This window comes from Pseudomonas sp. H2_A10, from assembly GCF_054680085.1.
The window spans coordinates 4,276,960-4,294,797 of record NZ_CP162821.1 but is presented as its reverse complement, the minus strand read 5'-3'; the positions used below and the strand labels follow the sequence as shown (position 1 = coordinate 4,294,797).

General features: G+C 61.8%; 14 protein-coding genes. 10 read left to right on the top strand and 4 right to left on the bottom strand.

All coding sequences use genetic code 11. The features are described 5' to 3' along the window. The first annotated feature begins 82 nt into the window (after positions 1-82). Genes tagH through AB4O23_RS20105 form a run of 7 tightly spaced genes read left to right on the top strand, consistent with a single transcriptional unit; the run spans position 83 to position 8,917 of the window. On the top strand, positions 83-1,267 hold the full coding sequence (gene tagH, locus AB4O23_RS20135) for a type VI secretion system-associated FHA domain protein TagH (RefSeq protein ID WP_135196540.1): 1,185 nt from the start codon (positions 83-85) through the stop codon (positions 1,265-1,267). A 5-nt stretch (positions 1,268-1,272) separates the two neighbouring features. After that, on the top strand, positions 1,273-1,758 hold the full coding sequence (gene tssJ / locus AB4O23_RS20130; protein WP_083221651.1) for a type VI secretion system lipoprotein TssJ: 486 nt from the start codon (positions 1,273-1,275) through the stop codon (positions 1,756-1,758). A gap of 1 nt (position 1,759) precedes the next feature. Further along, positions 1,760-3,088: a type VI secretion system baseplate subunit TssK gene (gene tssK / locus AB4O23_RS20125; RefSeq protein ID WP_017527965.1), complete on the top strand. Its 1,329-nt coding sequence runs from the start codon at positions 1,760-1,762 to the stop codon at positions 3,086-3,088. A gap of 5 nt (positions 3,089-3,093) precedes the next feature. Further along, entirely contained in the window at positions 3,094-3,957 is an 864-nt protein-coding gene (icmH, locus tag AB4O23_RS20120) for a type IVB secretion system protein IcmH/DotU (RefSeq protein WP_068934785.1), read from the top strand. 15 nt (positions 3,958-3,972) lie between these two features. Next, positions 3,973-7,356, top strand: coding sequence for a type VI secretion system membrane subunit TssM (gene tssM / locus AB4O23_RS20115; protein ID WP_137220266.1), 3,384 nt, complete (start codon positions 3,973-3,975; stop codon positions 7,354-7,356). Positions 7,357-7,361: 5 nt separating this feature from the next. Then, positions 7,362-8,075: a PP2C family protein-serine/threonine phosphatase gene (locus tag AB4O23_RS20110; RefSeq protein WP_065878511.1), complete on the top strand. Its 714-nt coding sequence runs from the start codon at positions 7,362-7,364 to the stop codon at positions 8,073-8,075. Further along, positions 8,072-8,917 (top strand): serine/threonine-protein kinase, encoded by an 846-nt coding sequence (locus tag AB4O23_RS20105; protein ID WP_267864460.1) that lies wholly within the window; start codon positions 8,072-8,074, stop codon positions 8,915-8,917. The genes AB4O23_RS20110 and AB4O23_RS20105 overlap by 4 nt, the downstream gene beginning before the upstream one ends. Here the strand turns inward: AB4O23_RS20105 and AB4O23_RS20100 are convergent. Then, entirely contained in the window at positions 8,914-9,243 is a 330-nt protein-coding gene (locus tag AB4O23_RS20100) for a DUF6388 family protein (RefSeq protein ID WP_460138639.1), read from the bottom strand. The genes AB4O23_RS20105 and AB4O23_RS20100 overlap by 4 nt on opposite strands. A 304-nt stretch (positions 9,244-9,547) precedes the next feature. On the opposite strand from AB4O23_RS20100, the gene AB4O23_RS20095 reads away from it, so the two are divergent. Further along, positions 9,548-11,623 carry a PTS sugar transporter subunit IIC/EAL domain-containing protein gene (locus AB4O23_RS20095; protein ID WP_017527959.1) on the top strand — a complete coding sequence of 692 codons (2,076 nt, stop codon included), beginning with the start codon at positions 9,548-9,550 and terminating at the stop codon, positions 11,621-11,623. Here the strand turns inward: AB4O23_RS20095 and AB4O23_RS20090 are convergent. Genes AB4O23_RS20090 through AB4O23_RS20080 form a run of 3 tightly spaced genes read right to left on the bottom strand, consistent with a single transcriptional unit; the run spans position 11,620 to position 14,903 of the window. Beyond that, entirely contained in the window at positions 11,620-12,462 is an 843-nt protein-coding gene (locus AB4O23_RS20090; protein ID WP_017527958.1) for a metal-dependent hydrolase, read from the bottom strand. The two genes, AB4O23_RS20095 and AB4O23_RS20090, sit on opposite strands and share 4 nt — an antisense overlap. A 15-nt stretch (positions 12,463-12,477) precedes the next feature. Continuing rightward, positions 12,478-13,368 carry an SDR family NAD(P)-dependent oxidoreductase gene (locus AB4O23_RS20085; protein WP_460060343.1) on the bottom strand — a complete coding sequence of 297 codons (891 nt, stop codon included), beginning with the start codon at positions 13,366-13,368 and terminating at the stop codon, positions 12,478-12,480. Further along, entirely contained in the window at positions 13,365-14,903 is a 1,539-nt protein-coding gene (locus AB4O23_RS20080; RefSeq protein ID WP_460060342.1) for a flavin-containing monooxygenase, read from the bottom strand. Before AB4O23_RS20080 ends, AB4O23_RS20085 begins: the two co-directional genes overlap by 4 nt. A 276-nt stretch (positions 14,904-15,179) precedes the next feature. Between AB4O23_RS20080 and AB4O23_RS20075 the strand changes: the two genes are divergently transcribed. Further along, positions 15,180-16,169, top strand: coding sequence for an alpha/beta fold hydrolase (locus AB4O23_RS20075; RefSeq protein ID WP_225913334.1), 990 nt, complete (start codon positions 15,180-15,182; stop codon positions 16,167-16,169). A gap of 300 nt (positions 16,170-16,469) precedes the next feature. Continuing rightward, on the top strand, positions 16,470-17,750 hold the full coding sequence (locus AB4O23_RS20070; RefSeq protein ID WP_068934793.1) for an alkane 1-monooxygenase: 1,281 nt from the start codon (positions 16,470-16,472) through the stop codon (positions 17,748-17,750). The last annotated feature ends 88 nt before the right edge of the window (positions 17,751-17,838 follow it).

Here is a 17,838-nt window from a genome sequence, read left to right as displayed (position 1 = left end):
TACGTTTTTGATGATGCTGATTACCGTGCGCTGGGTGACTCCCAGGCGCCCCGTCGAGGCCATTGAGTTGGGAAAACCTGCCATGCAGTTAGTGTTTGAGGTGTGTGATAGCGGGAGCGGCGAACCGCCGGCCCGCAAGCTTTTCGACGGCGTCGGCGGCGTGATCGGGCGTGGGGCTGGGTGTGACTGGGTGATTGCCGATCCCGATCGCTTGCTTTCCAGTCTCCATGGTTTGGTCGGTTACCGAGACGGCCAATACTTTCTCACCGATATCAGCAGCAATGGTATCGGCGTGTCTGGCAGCACGGAGCGGTTGTGCAAAGGCCAGGCGCGTCTGATCAGCGAAGGTGATGTGTACCAGTTGGGGGCGGTGAGCATTCGCGCTCAACTGATAGGGCAGGGGGCGCATTATGACCGGCCGGCCTTTGCCGGCAACGAGACGATTCCCGACGATGCGTTTCTGATACTGGACCCCTTGCACGGCCTGGAGCGTGAGCAACCGGGCAGCGAGTTACCCGAGCATCTGGATGCATCGGAGCCCCGTGCAGAAATGCCCGGAGGCCTGCTTTCCCACGGTGCCGTAGAACAAGACCACTTGATCGTGCCGAGTTGGGCCGAACCCGCCAGCCCTGGGCCTTCCAGTGCGGCGCAGACCGTTACGACGCCTGCAGGTGAAGGGTTCTGGTCACAGTTCGGCGCTGTGCTGGGCGTGGAGATGGATGCACTCGATACCCTGGGGCGCGAAGCCCTGGCGATCAAGGTGGCGAGACTGTTCAGGCAAACCATCGAAGGGTTGCAGCAGAGCCTGCGGACCCGCGATGAGCTCAACAGTGAGTTGAACCTGGACGGCACAGCGCTGGCGCGCACGCGCCGCAACCCCTTGCAAGATTGCGGCGACACACAGGCAGCCTTGGCGTCGCTGTTGGGCGCAGGCGATTCGGGCCAACTGCCTGCCGAATTGGCGATCGCCCAGGCGTGCCGGGAGATGCAAATTCACCAATTGGCCTTGGTCGTGGCCTGCCGTGCAGCGGTGCGCAGCGCGCTCGCGACGTTTGCCCCCGGCCATCTGCTGCTCTGCTTCGAACGTGAGGGCAACCCGCCCCGGTTCGCTACCGACGGCGCTCGTTGGCGGGCATACCAACGCCATTACATGCGCCTGAGCGAGGAGCACCCCTTGGGCGAGCAGCTGTTACGCAACGACTTTTCCAAAGCGTATGAGGAGCAGGTGCGTCTCGTCGGCGCCCTGCATGCGGCTTATCCGGGATGACAATCATGTATCGAGCCACCTTTATATCAATGCTGCTTGCCCTGGGCCTATTGACCGGTTGTGGCAGCCTTTCACCGTTTTCAACCTTGACCAAGCTCGACCTGAGCTTGACGGCCAGCGACACAGTCAACCCCGATCTTCACGGCCGGCCCTCTCCGGTGGTCGTGCGCCTGCTTGAGTTGCGGCACCCGGCGGCGTTCGAAAATGCTGACTTCTTCAGCCTCTATAGCCACGCCGAGCAGGCACTGCCCAAAGACTGGGTCAACAGCGAAGAGCTGGAGTTGCGCCCCGGTGAACAGCAGGTGCTCAAGCTCAGCATCGAACCGCAGAGTCGTTATATCGGCGTGTTGGCAGCCTATCGCGACCTGCCGCATGTGCAATGGCGCCTGGTACTGCCCGTTACCCGGCAGCAACTGACGCGCGCGCAGTTGTTACTTGACGAGTCGGGGGTTCGCGCTGTCGGCCCTCAAGCCGGCCGGTCGGAGAACTGAAATGCAGATTGATAAAGTCATCTGGCGGGAGGGCATGCTGCTGCGTCCGCAGCACTTGCAGCACAACGACCGTTATTACCATCAACAGCTCAACCGTAGCCGCTTGCTGAGCAGGGATGGCTGGGGGTTCCTGACGCTGGACATCGATGTGCAGTACCTGAATCTGGGCAAGCTGGTCGTCAACCAGGCCAGCGGGGTATTTCCCGATGGAAGCCTGTTCGAATTGAACAACACCATGCCGCCGCTGGTGTTGCAGGTACCCGCCGACACCGCTGGGCAAGCCGTGTTCCTGGCGTTGCCCCTGGCCATCGGCAATCAACTGGACGTGCGCCAGCCAGAGCAAAGCGATGTGCTGGCGCGTTATGTGAGTTACGAAACACAGATCGCAGACTCGAATGTCGGTATGAACGCTCACTGCCAGATCCACTGCGCCCGCCCGGATCTACACCTGCAATTGGGGGAACAACCCAGTGATTCGCTGCATGTGAAGCTCCAGGTAGCCCAGGTGCTCGATTCCACGCGAGAGGCCGGCGTACAGCTGGACGCGGACTTCGTACCGACGTTTATTTATGTGCAGAGCGCCGGCTATGTGTCGTCATGCGTCAAGGAAGTGGTCAGCCTGCTGGCTGCCCGAGGCGATGCGATTGCCGCCCGCGTCCAGGGCAATGGAGGTTCGGCCGGTGCCCAGCTCGGCGACTTTCTGATGCTGCAACTGATCAATCGTACCGAGGTGCTATTGCGTCACTACCTGAGCCAAAGCCAGGTGCGTCCGGAGGCGGTGTACCGGGTATTGCTGTCGATTCTCGGTGAGCTGTCTACCTTCGCCGTCGACGACAAACGCGCGCAGGTGGAAGGGTGTTATCGGCATGGAGATCAGGGGGCGAGCTTTCGTGGGCTAATGGACGGTATTCGCAAGGTGCTGTCAGCGGTGCTGGAACAGCACGCCATCGAACTCCCGCTGGAAGCACGGCAATACGGGGTGCTGGTGTGCCCCGTAAGCGATCTGAAATTGTTGGGCGCGGCAACCTTCATTCTGGCGGCAACCGCCCACTGCGATTCGGAAGAACTGCGCCACCGTTTGCCCGCGCATCTCAAGGTTGGACCGGTTGAGCGCATACGTGAGCTGGTCAATCTGCACCTGGCCGGTATCAAGGTAAAACCGCTGCCGGTGGCGCCACGCCAGATTCCGTTCCATGCCGGCAAGACCTATTTCATGCTCGAACTCAGTGCCCGGGATATCACGCAACTGGAACAGTCCGGCGGTTTTGCCTTCCACGCCAGCGGCGAGTTTGCGGCGCTTGAACTCAACTTCTGGGCCATCAGGAACTGAACGCCATGACCATGGACAGCGAATACCCGCAGGACGAAAAAACCGTTCTGCTCGACCGCCAGGGTCGTGCCCCGGCGCAGGCCGCGGTGACGGATTACCCCTCGCCACCACGCTTTGAGCAATTGGAAGACCGGATGATCTACACCGCCAGCCTGCAAGGCGCCCAGGGTTTCAAGATGGGGCCCAATGCTCTGGTGGCAGCCGCCTGGGACCTGCTGTCACAGGTTGTTGAACTCAGAAGCAGCACCGCTCGGGAGAGCTTGCAGAGCCTCAATGACCGACTGTCGTCGGCCATTACCGCGTTTGAAGCACATGCCCTGCACCAGGGCGTAGCGAACAGCCAGGTGATGTCCGCGCGTTACGTGCTGTGCAGCGTAATTGACGAAGCGGTCGTCACCACTGCATGGGGTAGTCGTAGCCACTGGTCGAAGACGAGCCTGCTGAGCCGCTTTCATAACGAAACCTTCGGTGGCGAAAAGTTTTTCCAACTGCTGGAGCGGCTGAGCCGCGATCCGGTCAAGCACGTGGCCATGCTTGAGTTGATGTACCTGTGCCTGTCGATGGGGTTTGAAGGTAAGTACCGGGTTATGGAGCGGGGAGGGGCGCAGCTCGAGGACATCCGAGATGCCTTGTATCGACAGATCCGGCATGTACGCGGCGAGCGCCTGCCGATATTTACCCCCGCGAACGCAGGGCGCGTGCCAGGCGCGCGGCTGCGCATTGTGTCGGCCACCTGGGTCGCTGTTTTGGCGTGTGCCGGTTTGCTGGCGATGTACTCGGGGTTTGCCTGGGTCTTGGGTAATGAGCGCGTGACGGTGCTGCAACTTTTTCAACCTTTGGCGCCGGATCAGACGCGGACGCCCTTGTAACGCTGGGAGCAATGAATGAACGCATTCTTCAAGGGCGCGGGCACCGTGCTGCGCAAAAGTTGGGTCTGGAGCCTGTTGCTGGTGCTGTCCAGCGCACTGCTGGTGTGGTTTTTTGGGCCGTTGCTGGCAGTGGCTGACCACCGGTTCTGGCAGGGCTCGACGGCTCGCCTGGTGACCATCAGTGGGTTGTTTCTGCTGTGGGGGCTGGCGATGGTCGTGGTGGGCGCGCGCCGTACTGCACGACTGAAGCAGCCTGAGTACCAGGAGCGGTATCAACGCACGGGGCTGATCGACGACGAACAAAGGCAGGTGCGCGGGCGTTTCAAGGAGGCCCTGCACACGCTGAAGACTACCCGTCGCTATGCGCAGCGCAGCGACCGTTGGCGTAACGCCTTGCCCTGGTACCTATTGATTGGCCAGCAGGGCAGTGGCAAGACCGGTGTCCTGGCCGCCGGAGGGCTGCACTTGCCATTGGATCGGGGCGAGTCGGTGCCCCCAGGTACAACCGCGTATTTTGACTGGTACTTGGCCGACGAAGCGGTGCTGGTCGAGAGCGCAGGGCGATACCTGGATCAACCTGAAGGTGCGGTGGACGGCGCGGGCTGGTCGACGTTTCTGGGGTTGCTCAAGTCGCGGCGTCGGGCGCGCCCGCTCAATGGCGTGGTGGTGACGTTGGCGGTAGAGACGCTGCTTGGCAGCAATGAGCATGACCTGGATTTGCATGCACGCCACGTGCGCACCCGCTTACAGGATATCCAACAGAGATTGCACCTGGACGTGCCGATCTATCTGGTGCTGACCCAGGCGGATCGACTGCCCGGCTTCACTGAGTTCTTCGACGCGCCCCAGGGTGACAGCGCAGATGCGGTATTGGGCGTGTATGTCGGCGCAGGCAACACGGGGACCGCAATGGCCGAGGTCCGCCAGGCGTTCGAGGGGTTGCTGCAACGCCTTGTGGCAGAGCTGACTGCGCGCTTGCAGCACGAGCGTAACCTTGAGCGTCGTGGCCAGATGCTTGATTTTCCTCGGCACGTTGCGCAAATCGGCGAACGCCTGTGCCAGTTCGTGGAGTCTGCGTTTTCCGCTCATCGTTTCCAGCACATCAATGGGTTGCGTGGCGTTTACCTGACCTGTGCGCAGGCGGGTGAGCGACGTGCCTACTTCATTCAGGGGTTATTCAACCGGGTGATCTTTGCCGAGGCCGATCTTGCCGGGCTGCATGCGTCGGAGCGCCAACGCATCCGGCGACACCAGGGGCTGTTGGCGCTGGCGGCGTCCCTGGTGCTCGCCGGGGCGGGCGGGCTATGGGCTCACAGCTACGGGCTCAACCACCAGCGCCTGATGCGGTTGGCGGAACTGACTCAACCACTGTCGCCCGCCGATGCCGGTTTGGACGCTACCCTGGCGTTGCTGCCGTTGCTGGACAGTCGTTTGGCTGCAATGCGGTTGTTCCCGGCGGCGCAGGACAGTCAGTGGCACGAGCGGGCCGGCTTGTATCAAGGTGAACCAAGCCGCCCACTGCTGACCCGGGCCTATGCAGAGGCGCTGCATCAGCAGTTGCTACCCTTGCTGACCGCGCTGCTCGAAGAACAGGTGCGCGCCGACCTGGGGGATCGCGAGGCGCTGCCGGACAGCTTGCGCGCCTACCTGATGCTCAGCCTGCGCGAGCGTCGCGACAACGCATGGCTGGCGCGGCGCATGGCCGGTTATTGGTCGCAGCGTTATGCCGGGAATGCCTCGGCGCAGAACCGCTTGAATGAACACCTCGCGCAGCTATTAGAGCAACCCTTCGTGGCGTCCTTGAACACTGCGCTGGTGGCAGACGCTCGCCAGGACCTGCGTGGAGAGTCATTGGCGCAAGGGGTCTATCGGGTGCTGCGCGAACAAGCCCGCGACCTGGAACCTTATCGTCTGGTAGAAGGCCCCGGATTTGCCGCTGCGGAGCAACCTATCCCCGGTTTCTACACCAAACGGTATGTGCAGTATTTTGAAAAGCAGGGCCCCAGGCTGGTCAATGCCATTGCCCAGGATAATTGGCTGCTGGGAGAAAACGGCGACCTCAGCGCCATGGACCTGCGCCAATTGATGCTGGTGCTGGAACAGCGCTATTTCAGCGAGTACGCCGACGCCTGGAGCCAGGCCATCAGCCAAGTCCGCCTGCAGCCGAGCGACGGCCTCAAGCAGCATGCCGATGAGCTGGCCAGCCTGGCGTCAGCCCAGTCGCCGTTGGTGCAACTGTTGCAACGGGTGAGGGAAAACACCCGATTGCTGCCGGGTGATCGCGCTGAAGCCATCAGCCAGCAGGTAGGCGAGTTGGCCGCACAGGTTCCGTTCGAGGGGGCCAGCGTGCTGGCCGGTCGCGTGCCAGGGCAGGCGACGCCTGATACGGCGAGACGCGCATTGCAACGGCGCTTCGAACCGTTGCACCGCTTGCTCGACACCGAGCAGAACCCAGGCGTCGAACTGACACAGGCGTTGCGGCTACTCGATGAATGGCAGCAGCAACTGGCGGCCCTTCACCGCGAGGGCGCACCCGAACAGGCGGCATTCAACCTGGTCAAGCATCGTATGGAGGGGCAGTTGCCATTGTTGGGCAAGGTGCGTGATACCGCGGTGCGTCTGCCGTCGCCGCTCAAGGGGTGGTTCGAAGGCATTGCCGACGACAGTTGGCGGTTGCTGCTGGAGGATGCCTATGTGTTTATGAATCAGCGTTATCAAAGTGAGGTGTATGGTTTTTATGCTAAGGCGATTCAACGCCGCTACCCGTTCAATGCCCATGCCGGCAGCGATGTCGCCCTCGGTGACTTCCAGGAGTTTTTCAAGCCTCGGGGAGGCATGGCACGCTTTTATGACCATTACCTGCGGCCCTTCGTAAGTGCCGAGGGCGGCCGCTATCGCTTGCGCGGCCTGGATGGCCGCAGCCTGCCGGTGTCACGTTCGTTGTTGGAACAACTGGTGAAAGTACACATGATTCGCCAGGGTTTTTTCAGTGAAGAGCAGGGGGAGTGGGCCGTTCGATTCACGTTGGCACCCTATAGCCTGGATCAGGCGGTCAGCCGTGCGGTGCTGCGCATTGGCGATAAACAGCTTGAGTACCGGCATGGTCCGATCGTGCCCATGGCATTCCATTGGCCAAGCGACGCGGACAACGGCCGCAGCAGCCTGGTGCTGGAGCGGGGTATGGAGCGGCCGCTGGGGATCGAAAAGAACAGTGGGCCGTGGTCGTTGTTCCGGTTTTTGGACTTGATGCACAGCGAGCCCGCCAGCGGTCGCGATGCACAAGTGCTCAAGGCCGATCTCGGAGGGCTGCGCGCTAACTTCCTGCTCACCAGCCAGCGCAATCCCGGCCCGTTTCAGATGGCCGCATGGCGCACCTTTCGCCTGCCGGAGCAGCTGTGAGCCAGATGCCTGCCCGCTGGCGCAGCATTGGGCGTACGTCACGCGGCAAGATGCGTGCTCGCAACGAGGACGCGTTCTTTGACGGCCCACAGCGTGGTTGTTGGGCGGTCGCCGACGGCATGGGCGGCCACCGTGCCGGGGATGTGGCCAGTCAGTGGGTCATCAGCAGCCTGGCGGCGTTGCCAGGCCAGGGCAGCCTCGATGAGCGGGTCGAGGCGGTGCGGCGATGCTTGCGATGGCTGGACTGCCGGCTTGGGCAGCCGGCGCAGCAAGCCGGCGAGGGCATCATGGGCAGCACGGTGGTCGTGCTGTTGTTGGACGGTCAGCGCGCGGCCTGCGTCTGGGCGGGGGACAGTCGCTGCTACCTATGGCGTGGGCGACGCCTGTACCAGCTGTCGCGGGATCATTCTCTGCGCCAACACCTGATGGACACCCAGCAACTGAGCCCGGAACAGGCTCGGGCCCATCCGGATGCCAGGGCGCTGACCCGTGCCCTCGGCGGTCGACAGCCTCTGAGCCTGGAGGTACTGGAGCTCAGTACGCATCCTGGGGATGTATTTTTGTTGTGCAGCGACGGGTTGTATCAGGGGCTCAGCCATGGCGAGTTGGGCCGTGCGTTGAATGCGGGCACTCCCCGGCAGGTGGTGGACCGGTTGTTTGCCGACGCGTTGCGTGGGCCGGCCCGCGACGACCTGACGGCCGTGGTGGTTCAACCATGAGCGCGCGCATCGGCCCGTCGACCCTGCTTGCGGGCCGTTACCAGCTCGAGCGGGTATTGGGTTCTGGCGGTATGGGGGTGGTCTATCGTGCCCGTGACCTGCTGCACGAGGCGTTCGGCGAGCCCGATGCGCGGGTGGCGCTGAAACTGTTGGGCGAAACGCTGACTGAGTCGTGCGATGGCCATGTGTTGCTGTACAGCGAGTTCGCACTGACCCGAAGCCTGCGACATGAGCACGTGGTGCGCCTGTTTACCTTCGAGGTCGACACCGCTTGCCAGGCGGCGTTTTTCACCATGGAGTTACTGCAAGGCCTGACCCTGGACCGCTTGCTGCTGGAATGCCCGGATGGGGTGCCCTGGCACGAGCTGCAACCCTTGGCCTTGCAGCTGCTGGATGCGCTGGCGTCCGTCCACCAGCAAGGCGTTGTGCACGGGGACGTAAAGCCGACCAACATTATGGTGGGCGAGCAGGGCGTGCGTTTGTTCGATTTTGGCCTGGGCCATGCCCAGGCGCAGCAGGCCGCCGGGCTGCCCGGTTTGAACCGCAGCCGTTTGAACGCCTGGACCCCTGCCTATGCGGCACCGGAACTGATAGCCGGCGCGTACCCGTGCGCGAGTACCGACCTGTATGGCGCGGCCTGCGTACTCTTTGCGTTGGCCCGTGGGCGTGTGCGGCAGCTCAATGAACCCCTGCACCGGCCTCGTCAATTGCCAAGACACTGCTGGCCGGCACTGCGTTCGGCGTTGGCCACGGACCCGGCGTATCGAACCCTGAGCGCCGCCGAATTACGCGAAGCGCTGGGCGGGCAGCGGCACCGCGGGTGGCTGTGGTTTGAGCGTTAACCGGCCAAGTCATGCAACTTGCAGTATTCGTCCCATCCCAGGTCGGCCATCTGGGCCACTTCCTTGTGCACTTCCAGGCGCTGGGTCTCGAAGGCTTCGGGGGAGTCCGCCGTGAGCTTGAGGGTTAATTCCCAGGCAAATAGCCCTTGGCGTTCCGCCTCGGCTTCGAAGGCTTCATGCAGCCGTTCGGCGCGATACTGCGCCTGGGTTTCACCCTTGGCCTGGGCGGCGAGCGGGTTCAGGGTGTCCAGCTCCGCTGCGACGTCGGGGTGCTCGTTGAGGAATCGGTCCAGCGCGCGCTGGTGGTTATCGCCAGGTGGTGACAAGCGTGTGCTCCAAATCAGGTGGAACAAGGCCCGCGTGCCGGGCCGCATGACAGCGGACGCGGCTGCGTAAGGGTGGATTTACCCAGGCATGTATCGGGCGGTGCGCGAACAATACCAGATAGGCGCTCAGTACCCGAGCGGGGCCCGCGAGGCGCTGCCCGTCGAGGCGGTCACTCATTGCGCAAAAATCACCCGTATACCGGGCAAAAGGCTTTCGCTTCCAGTGCCATGACGTGTAGCGTTAGCCCCGGAGTTTCCGGCCCTGCCTTGCAAGGGCAGTGGGCGATGGGCAGAGGGATGTGTCATGGCGCAAACGCTATTCAAACTTTTCTTTACCCAGCGTCTGGCTGCTTTGGCCGGTACCGAGTCGTTACGCGCGATCCGCGAAGGGCTGTTGTGGATCCTGCCGTGCCTGTTGGTCTCGGCGTTTTTTCTGATCCTGTCCGAATGTGCGCGGGTGTTGGGTGTTGATCGACAGGTCGTGGCTTTTCTTGCGGGGCTGCACAACCAGATCAGCTCGGTGATCCCGCTGCTGGTGGCCGCGTCCATTGGTTATATGCTGGCGATCCAGTATCGCCTGCCGCAGTTGCCGGTGGCGTTCCTGTGCCTGGCCCATGTCGTGGTGGCCACGTATATCCTGCGCGAATACCCGCGTGCTTCGGCGACCTTCGTGCTGTTTATCGCCATCGCTTCGCCGCTGTTGAATGTGCCGGCCATTGCCTGGCTGCACCGCTACCGCTGGACGCGCCTGGTCAATGAGGACCTGGTGGGGCACAACCTTAGAGGTACGATCAATATGGTGGTGCCTGGCGCCATCACCGCGCTGGCGCTGGTGGTGGTGCTGTCCTTGCTCCTGCAGGTGCCCTATGTGGCGCAGTTGCAGGGGCCGCAGGTGCTGGATGCCCTGGAGTCGCCTTACGGCAGTGGTTTGTTTACCACCCTGATGAACTCGCTGTTGTGGTTTTTTGGCATTCACGGCGTGTACGCCCTGCAGCCGTTGTTCGATGTGCTGGACCAGGCAGTGGTGCTCAACGGTGCCGCATTGGCGGCGGGCGAGCCGATCAAGTATGTGCTCAACAGCGGCCTGCTCGGCAGTTTTGCCTTTATCGGCGGCTCGGGCGGCGCGTTGTGCCTGTTGCTGGCGATCCTGCTGTTTTCCAAAAGCCAGTCGATGCGCCTGGTGGCGATAGCGAGCTTGCCGCTGTCGTTGTTCAACGTCAGTGAAGTGTTGCTGTTCGGCTTGCCAATCATCCTCAACCCACGCTTGTTCATCCCTTTTCTGGTGGTGCCCGCCTTGAACGCCATGGTGGCGCTGAGCGTGGTGCAACTGGGGTGGGTGTCCCCGGCGGTGGCCAGTGTGCCGTTCACCGCACCGGTGCTGCTCAATGCCTACCTCAGCACTCATGGCGACCTGGCGGCGGTGGCGTTGCAAGTGACGCTCCTGGGGCTGGGAACCCTGGTATATGCGCCCTACGTGCGGGCGATTCATCGCCAGCCCGCCGAGGGTGGCACGGTGTATCTCAAGTCGCTGGACATGACCTTTCGTGGCCTGGAAGAAAAAGGCCGCTTGCGCGAGCTGGACCCGGTGCTGGCATCCCACAAAGTCCTGGCGCGCCAAGCCAACGAGCTGAGCCGTATCCAACAGATCAGCGACTATGAGTTCTATCTCGAATTCCAGCCGCAAGTCTCGACCCGCACCGGCCTGTGCACCGGTTGCGAAGCGTTGATGCGTGCGCGGGACGCCCAGGGCACCGTGCATTCGCCGTGGGAGTTCCTGCAGTGGCTGGCGCAGGCGCGGTTGATGCCGGATGTGGATGTGTGGGTGGCGTCCCAGGCGGTTCGCCAGTACCAGAAATGGCAAAAGCTGGGCTTTGCCTTGCCGATGACCATCAATATTTCCAGCGCCACCCTGACCGACGCTGGCTACGGCGAACGCCTGGTGGAGATCCTGGCCCAGGCCCACGGGCAGGTGTCGGTGGAAATTACCGAAGACGCGCTGGTCAGTGATATCCAGGCCACGCGCCACACCATCCAGAAGTTGCAGGCCATCGGCGCCAAGGTCTATATCGACGATTTCGGCACCGGTTTTTCGGCTTTGAGTTACCTGCACCAGTTTCCCGTGGATTTCATCAAAATCGATCGCAGTTTCGTGGTGGCCCAGCACGACCCCAAGGGCGCCCAGGTGCTGACCGGCATGCTGCGTTTTTGCGAGGCGCTGAACCTGGGGGTGGTGGTCGAAGGGGTCGAGACCGCCGAGCAGCTGGCCTTCTTGAATACCGGCACCGAGTTGTTTATCCAGGGCTGGTATTTCAGTAAGGCACTGCCGGGCGATCAGGTGGAGGGTTTTGTGCGCGAGCGCGTGGCCCTGGCCGACACCTAGGCTGATTCGTAGCCGCGTCGCGTCTGTTCGATTTCCTCGATCAAGCCCTCGATGCCCGTGAGGCGCGCTCGGTTGTCGTGATCCCAAGGGTGGAAACCCGGTTTGAAGTAGTGCAGCCACGGCCGCAGCATCCGTGGGAAAACCCCCTTGGGGCCATACAGAAACTTCAGCATGCGCCAGAAGCCCTTGAGCAGCCCACCCGCCTTGCGGTCGGCGATCAACAGGCGCAGGTGGAAGTCCAGCACCACCAGCCAGAAGAACACCGTGGTGGTCAGCATTGTGCCGGTGCGCAGCAGGTAGCGCTTGGGGCCGGGCTTGATCACCGTGTTCCACACATCAAACGCTACGGCCTTGTGCTCGGTTTCTTCGAGCGCGTGCCAGTACCACATCTGTTGGTAGCCCTTGAGCGAATCGCCGAAGCGCGTCGGGTCGCTGAGCAGGATCTCGGCAAGCATCGCGGTGTAATGCTCAAGGGCGATGGTGATGGCCAGGTTGAAGGCCGGCGGGCAGTGTTTTTTTTGCAGGTCGAGGATAAATTTCAGGCGCCGGTCGAGGGTGTGTGCCGGCAGGCCGGCGGCCTGCATCAGGTCGTTGTAGGCCACATGTTCGCGGCTGTGCATGGCCTCTTGGCCGATGAAACCCTGGATCTGCTGTTTCAATTCAGGATCATCGATGCGCTGGCGGTAGTGGCGCACGCTGTCCATGAAAAACAGTTCGCCTTGGGGAAACAGCAGCGATAACGCGTTGAAGAAATGCGTGATGAACGGGCCTTGTTCATGCCAGTCCTTGATGCGCTCGGCAGGCAGGGCAAAACGGAGGTCGCGGCGGATGGGCAGCATAGTGCGTGCTCCTGTTCAGAGACGGGTCTCGTCGTTGGTTTCAAACACCGGTCGGCGTTGCTTGGGTGCCATGCGCTTGCTGGCGAACACCACCAGCGCTTGGTAGGTCGCCGGCAGGCAACGGGCGAGCAGGTCGAGGAAATACGCATCGCGGCCGATCAGTACGCGGCGTTTGTTCTTACGCACGCCGTGCAGGATGACCCTGGCGGCCTGATCGGCGTCGGTGATGAAGAGTTTTTCGAAGTCGGCGCGGGCCTGTTGTTCGCTGTGGATCAGGAAACCGGTCATGTTCGCGTCGATGCGGCTGCTGCGGCAGATATCGGTACGGATGCCGCCGGGGTGTACGCAGGTGGCCGATACGCCGCAGCGTTGCAGGTCCAGTTCCTGGCGCAAGGCTTCGGTAAACCCGCGCACGGCGAACTTGCTGGCGTTGTAACCGCTCATGCCGGGTTGGGCAAACAGGCCGAACACGCTGGAGGTGTTGATCACATGGCCGTCGCCGCTGGCCTTCAAGTAAGGCAGGAAGGCCTTGGTGCCATGGACCACGCCCCAGAAGTTGATGCCGATAATCCATTCCAGGTCGGCATAATCCACGCCTTCCACGGTACTGGACAGCGCCACCCCGGCATTGTTGAACACCAGGTTGACCTGGCCGTGCTCTGCCACGCAGCGCGCGGCCCAGTCCTCCATGGCCTGGCGATCGGACACATCCAGCACTTGGAGGGTGATGATGACTGGCGCCAGGGTCGAGGACTTGATCAGGGCCAGGGTTTGTTCCAGCCCCTGAGCGTTTTTGTCCGCCAGCGCCAGGTGGCAACCTTCCCGCGCCAATGCCAGTGCCAAGGCGCGCCCCATGCCGGATGCCGCGCCGGTGATGGCCGCCACGCGACCGTTGAATGTTTTCATGACAACCTGCCTTCTGCGCTGGGATAGGGCGCCGTGGCAGGGCGCGCGGGTGGGCTGACCGGCAACTGCTCGGTCACATAGTCCTTGAGCGCAAACTGGCGGGTGACCTGCTTGAAGCGCCATGTCGAGCCGGGCCACAGGGTGGTGTTCTTGCCGGTGCGAGGGTCGAGGTACCAACTCTGGCAGCCGCCGGTGTTCCAGATGGTGCGCTTGAGTTTGTCTTGCAGTTGGCGGTTGTAGGCCTGTTCCACGGCAGGTTTGACGTCCACCGTGGCGATGCGCTGACGCTGCATGTGTTTGAGCGCGTCAAGGATGTAGGTCACCTGAGCCTCGATCATCAGGATCATCGAGTTATGCCCCAGGCCGGTGTTGGGCCCGATAATCAGGAACAAATTGGGATAACCCGGCACCGTGGTGCCTTTATAGGCATGGGCACCCTCGCGCCAGGTGTCCATCAGGTCCACGCCGTCACGCCCGATGATGCAATCGCGGGGCAGCGGGTTGCTGGCCTGGAAACCGGTGCCGAAGATCAGGCAGTCGGCCGGGTGCTTGATGCCGTCGGCGGTGATCACGCCATCGGCTTCGATGCGTAATACGTGGTCGGTGATCACCTCGACGTTGCTGCGCGACAACGCCGGGTAGTAGTCATTGGAGATCAGTACGCGTTTGCAGCCGATGGTGTAGTCCGGCGTCAGGGTTTTGCGCAGGGAAGGGCGTGCCACTTGCTTGTACAGGTGGCGCAGGGCGATCTTCTGCACCATTTTCATCAGCCGCGGGTGCAAGGCAAAGCCCACCACGCGACCTTCCAGAGCCCAGTAAAAAGCCCCGCGTACCAGGCGTTGCGTGAAGGGCAAGTGCTTGAACAACCAACGTTCGAGCGGGGCAATGGCGCGGTCGGGCTTGGGCATGATCCACGGCGGGGTGCGCTGGAACAGATCGAGGTGGGCCACCTGCGGCGCAATCTGCGGCACGAATTGAATGGCGCTGGCGCCGGTGCCGATCACCGCCACGCGCTTGCCTTTCAAGGAGTAGTCGTGGTCCCACTGCTGCGAGTGGAAGCGTTTACCCTTGAAGCTGTCGAGCCCCGGAATATCCGGCAACGCCGGGCGCGACAAGCCGCCCATCCCCGACACCAGCACCCGCGCACTCACCTGGCGGCCATCGCTGAAGCTCAATTGCCAGCGTTGCTGCTGCTCATCGAACACCGCCCGTTGCAGGGCCATGCCAAACCGCAGGTAGGGCGCCAGTTCGAAGCGCTTGGCGCACTGCTCAAGGTAGGCGCGGATTTCGGCCTGAGGCGCGAACTGCCGCGTCCAGTCAGGGTTGGGCGCAAACGAAAACGAATACACATGGGACTGCACATCGCAGGCGCAACCGGGGTAGTGGTTGTCCCGCCAGGTGCCGCCGAGGGTGTCGGCCTGCTCGGCGATAAAAAAATCGTTGAAGCCGGCTTCTTTTAACCGGATCGCCATGCACAGGCCGGCAAAGCCCGAGCCGATGATGGCAACGTCGATTGAATCACTGTGGGCATTCATAGGCGGTCCTTGGTGGGCATCGGATGTGCTCCTGTTTTTGTTGTGTCTTTTAGATAGAACACCATTGCAAAGGAAAATTGAATTAATTATTTTAAAAAAGATTTTAAATAATCTACCTGAAAATACCGCCTGCGCCAGGTTCTTGTTTCGAATGTGCGACTTGTCCGACGGACGCGCTCAGCTGGAACGAGATCCGAATCCAGGGCGCGCGCGGTGGCTGCGGTCTCGATCAATTCCGGTCAGGTCGCCAGCGGCAGGGATGCAGAGGACCGAGCTATGGCTGTGGAGTGGGTTGCCGCTGCGGCGGGTGCAAGTGCGGTGTTGTGGGCGTTGAGTGCCTGGATGACACGGCGCATTGAAGCGGCCGTTCCAAGCGACGGGCGCTACGTGGAGGTCGATGGCGAGCGCTTTCATTATGTTGAAGAGGGCAAGGGCCCGCCGCTGGTGATGATCCATGGGTTGATGGGCAGCAGTCGCAACCTGACCTATGCCTTGTCCGGCCAGTTGCGTGAGCATTTTCGGGTGATCACTCTCGACCGTCCGGGCTCGGGTTATTCAACTCGCCATAAAGGCACGGCGGCAGACCTGCCGGCCCAGGCACGGCAGGTGGCGGCGTTTATCGACAGGTTGGGCCTGGATAAACCGCTGGTGCTAGGGCATTCACTCGGTGGCGCGATTTCCCTGGCGCTGGCCCTTGACCATCGCGAGTCGGTGTCGGGCCTGGTGCTGGTGGCGCCGCTGACCCATCCCCAACCGACCTTGCCACCGGTGTTCTGGTCGCTGGCGGTGCGCCCGGCCTGGCTGCGGCGCTGGGTGGCCCACACCCTCACGGTGCCCATCGGGCTGTTGACCCGAGGCGCGGTGGTCAAGGGCGTATTCGCGCCCGACCCGGCCCCTGCTGATTTCGCCACTCGCGGCGGCGGGCTGCTGGGCATGCGCCCAGGCAACTTTTACGCAGCCTCCAGCGAAATCGCCCTGGTCAACGATCACCTGCCGGACATGGTCAAGCGCTATGCGCAACTGAGCTTGCCCATCGGCCTGATCTATGGCGCACGCGACAAGGTATTGGACTTTCGCAAGCACGGGCAGGCGCTCGCCGATAAGGTGCCGGGCCTCAAGCTGCAGCTGGTGGAAGGGCGCGGCCATATGTTGCCGATCACCGCCACGGCGCGTGTGGTCGAGACGGTGCTGCAGGTGGCCAAACGCGCGAAGCCGCCGCAAAACGCCAAGCTGCTGCACGCGCCTTTTGCGTTGGTGAACAAATAATCTCGGCCTTCATGGTGGGTTGTACGGTCCGAAATGCTTGCCCTAGAGACCTGACCAAAGCGCTGAAAAAGAGACTGGTCGGTCACCGTAAAAAGGCCTTGAAAAAGTAGTTGACGACCTAACGATTCCGCGTTATTTATTTAAAAAAATATTTCAATATTTATTTTGAAATGATTTTTGCAGTGCCTAAGAGCGAATAAAAATGAAAAAAACGTCTTTTATCGCATGGTTGATTTCCCGGAGTACCCAGTACTCCCTGAACCTGTTTTTCCTGCCTGTTGCCAGCGTGCGGAGGCTGCCATGAACCAGACTCTGGCAGCGCCAAGCGTATGGGCCGATGGCAAGCGCCATCTGTGGTGGCTGGGCATCATGCCTCTGGCCACGCCATTACTCTCGGGGGCCCTGGCCATCTCCACCGGTATCCAGCAGCTGTGGTGGGTCGGCGTATTGGTGATCTTCGGCCTCATCCCGCTGATCGACGGCCTGCTCGGTGAAGACGTGAGCAACCCGCCCGAATCCGCCGTCAGCCACCTTGAATCCCAACGTTACTACCGCTGGATCGTCTACACCGGCGTGCTGTTGGTGATCAGCTCGGTGGTCATCACCGGTTGGCTGGCCGCCGGCGGCATAGAGTGGATCATGCAGGGTGGCCTGGTGCAGGCCACCGCCAGCCTCGACCCGTCCAGTTGGCTCTCCCACGTGGCGAGCTACATCACCGCCCGCACCCAGCTACATGGCACGCCCAGTGGGTTTACCTACCTGGGCATGGCCATGTCGACCGGTGCGGCCACCGGTATTGCCATCAACACCGCCCATGAGCTGGGGCACAAGCCCAACGCACTGGAAGTGTTCCTGGCCAAGGTCACGCTGGCGCCGACGTTCTATGGGCACTTCTACACCGAACATAACCGCGGTCATCACGTGCGTGTCGCCACCCCGGAAGACCCTGCCAGCTCGCGCCTTGGCGAAAGTTTCTGGGCATTCCTGCCGCGTTCGGTGTGGTTCAGCGCCCACTCGGCGTGGAACCTGGAGCGCGAACGCCTGCGCAAACTCGGCCTGCCGGCCTGGCACTGGAAGAACGGTGTGCTCAGTGCCTGGATGTACAGCGTAGTGCTGTGGGGCGCGATGATTGCCTGGCTGGGGGCGGCGGTGATTCCGTTTTTGCTTATCCAGGGCATCTACGGGTTCTCGCTGCTGGAAGTGGTGAACTACGTCGAACACTACGGCCTTAAACGCCAGAAGTTGCCCAATGGTCGTTACGAGCGTTGTTCGCCTCGGCATTCCTGGAACAGTAACCGGATTGTCACCAATATCTTTCTGTTCCAATTGCAACGGCACTCCGACCACCATGCCAACCCGACCCGTAGTTACCAGTCGTTGCGCCACTTCGATGAATCGCCGCAACTTCCGTACGGTTACGCGAGCATGATTGTCTGGGCTTATGTGCCGTACTTGTGGCGCAGGCGCATGGACCATCGGGTGCTTAATCATTACGCCGGGGATATCAGGTTGACCAATCTTCAGCCGTCCCAGCGTTTGAAGTATCTGGAAAAATACAGCGGCAACGCCAAGCCGTTCTAAACACGTTGCACGTTATATGTGTACTCGGGGCTTAATCGCCGCGCGGGTAGTTATCGCCCCGAGAAAGTGGTTTGACCCGAACAACAAT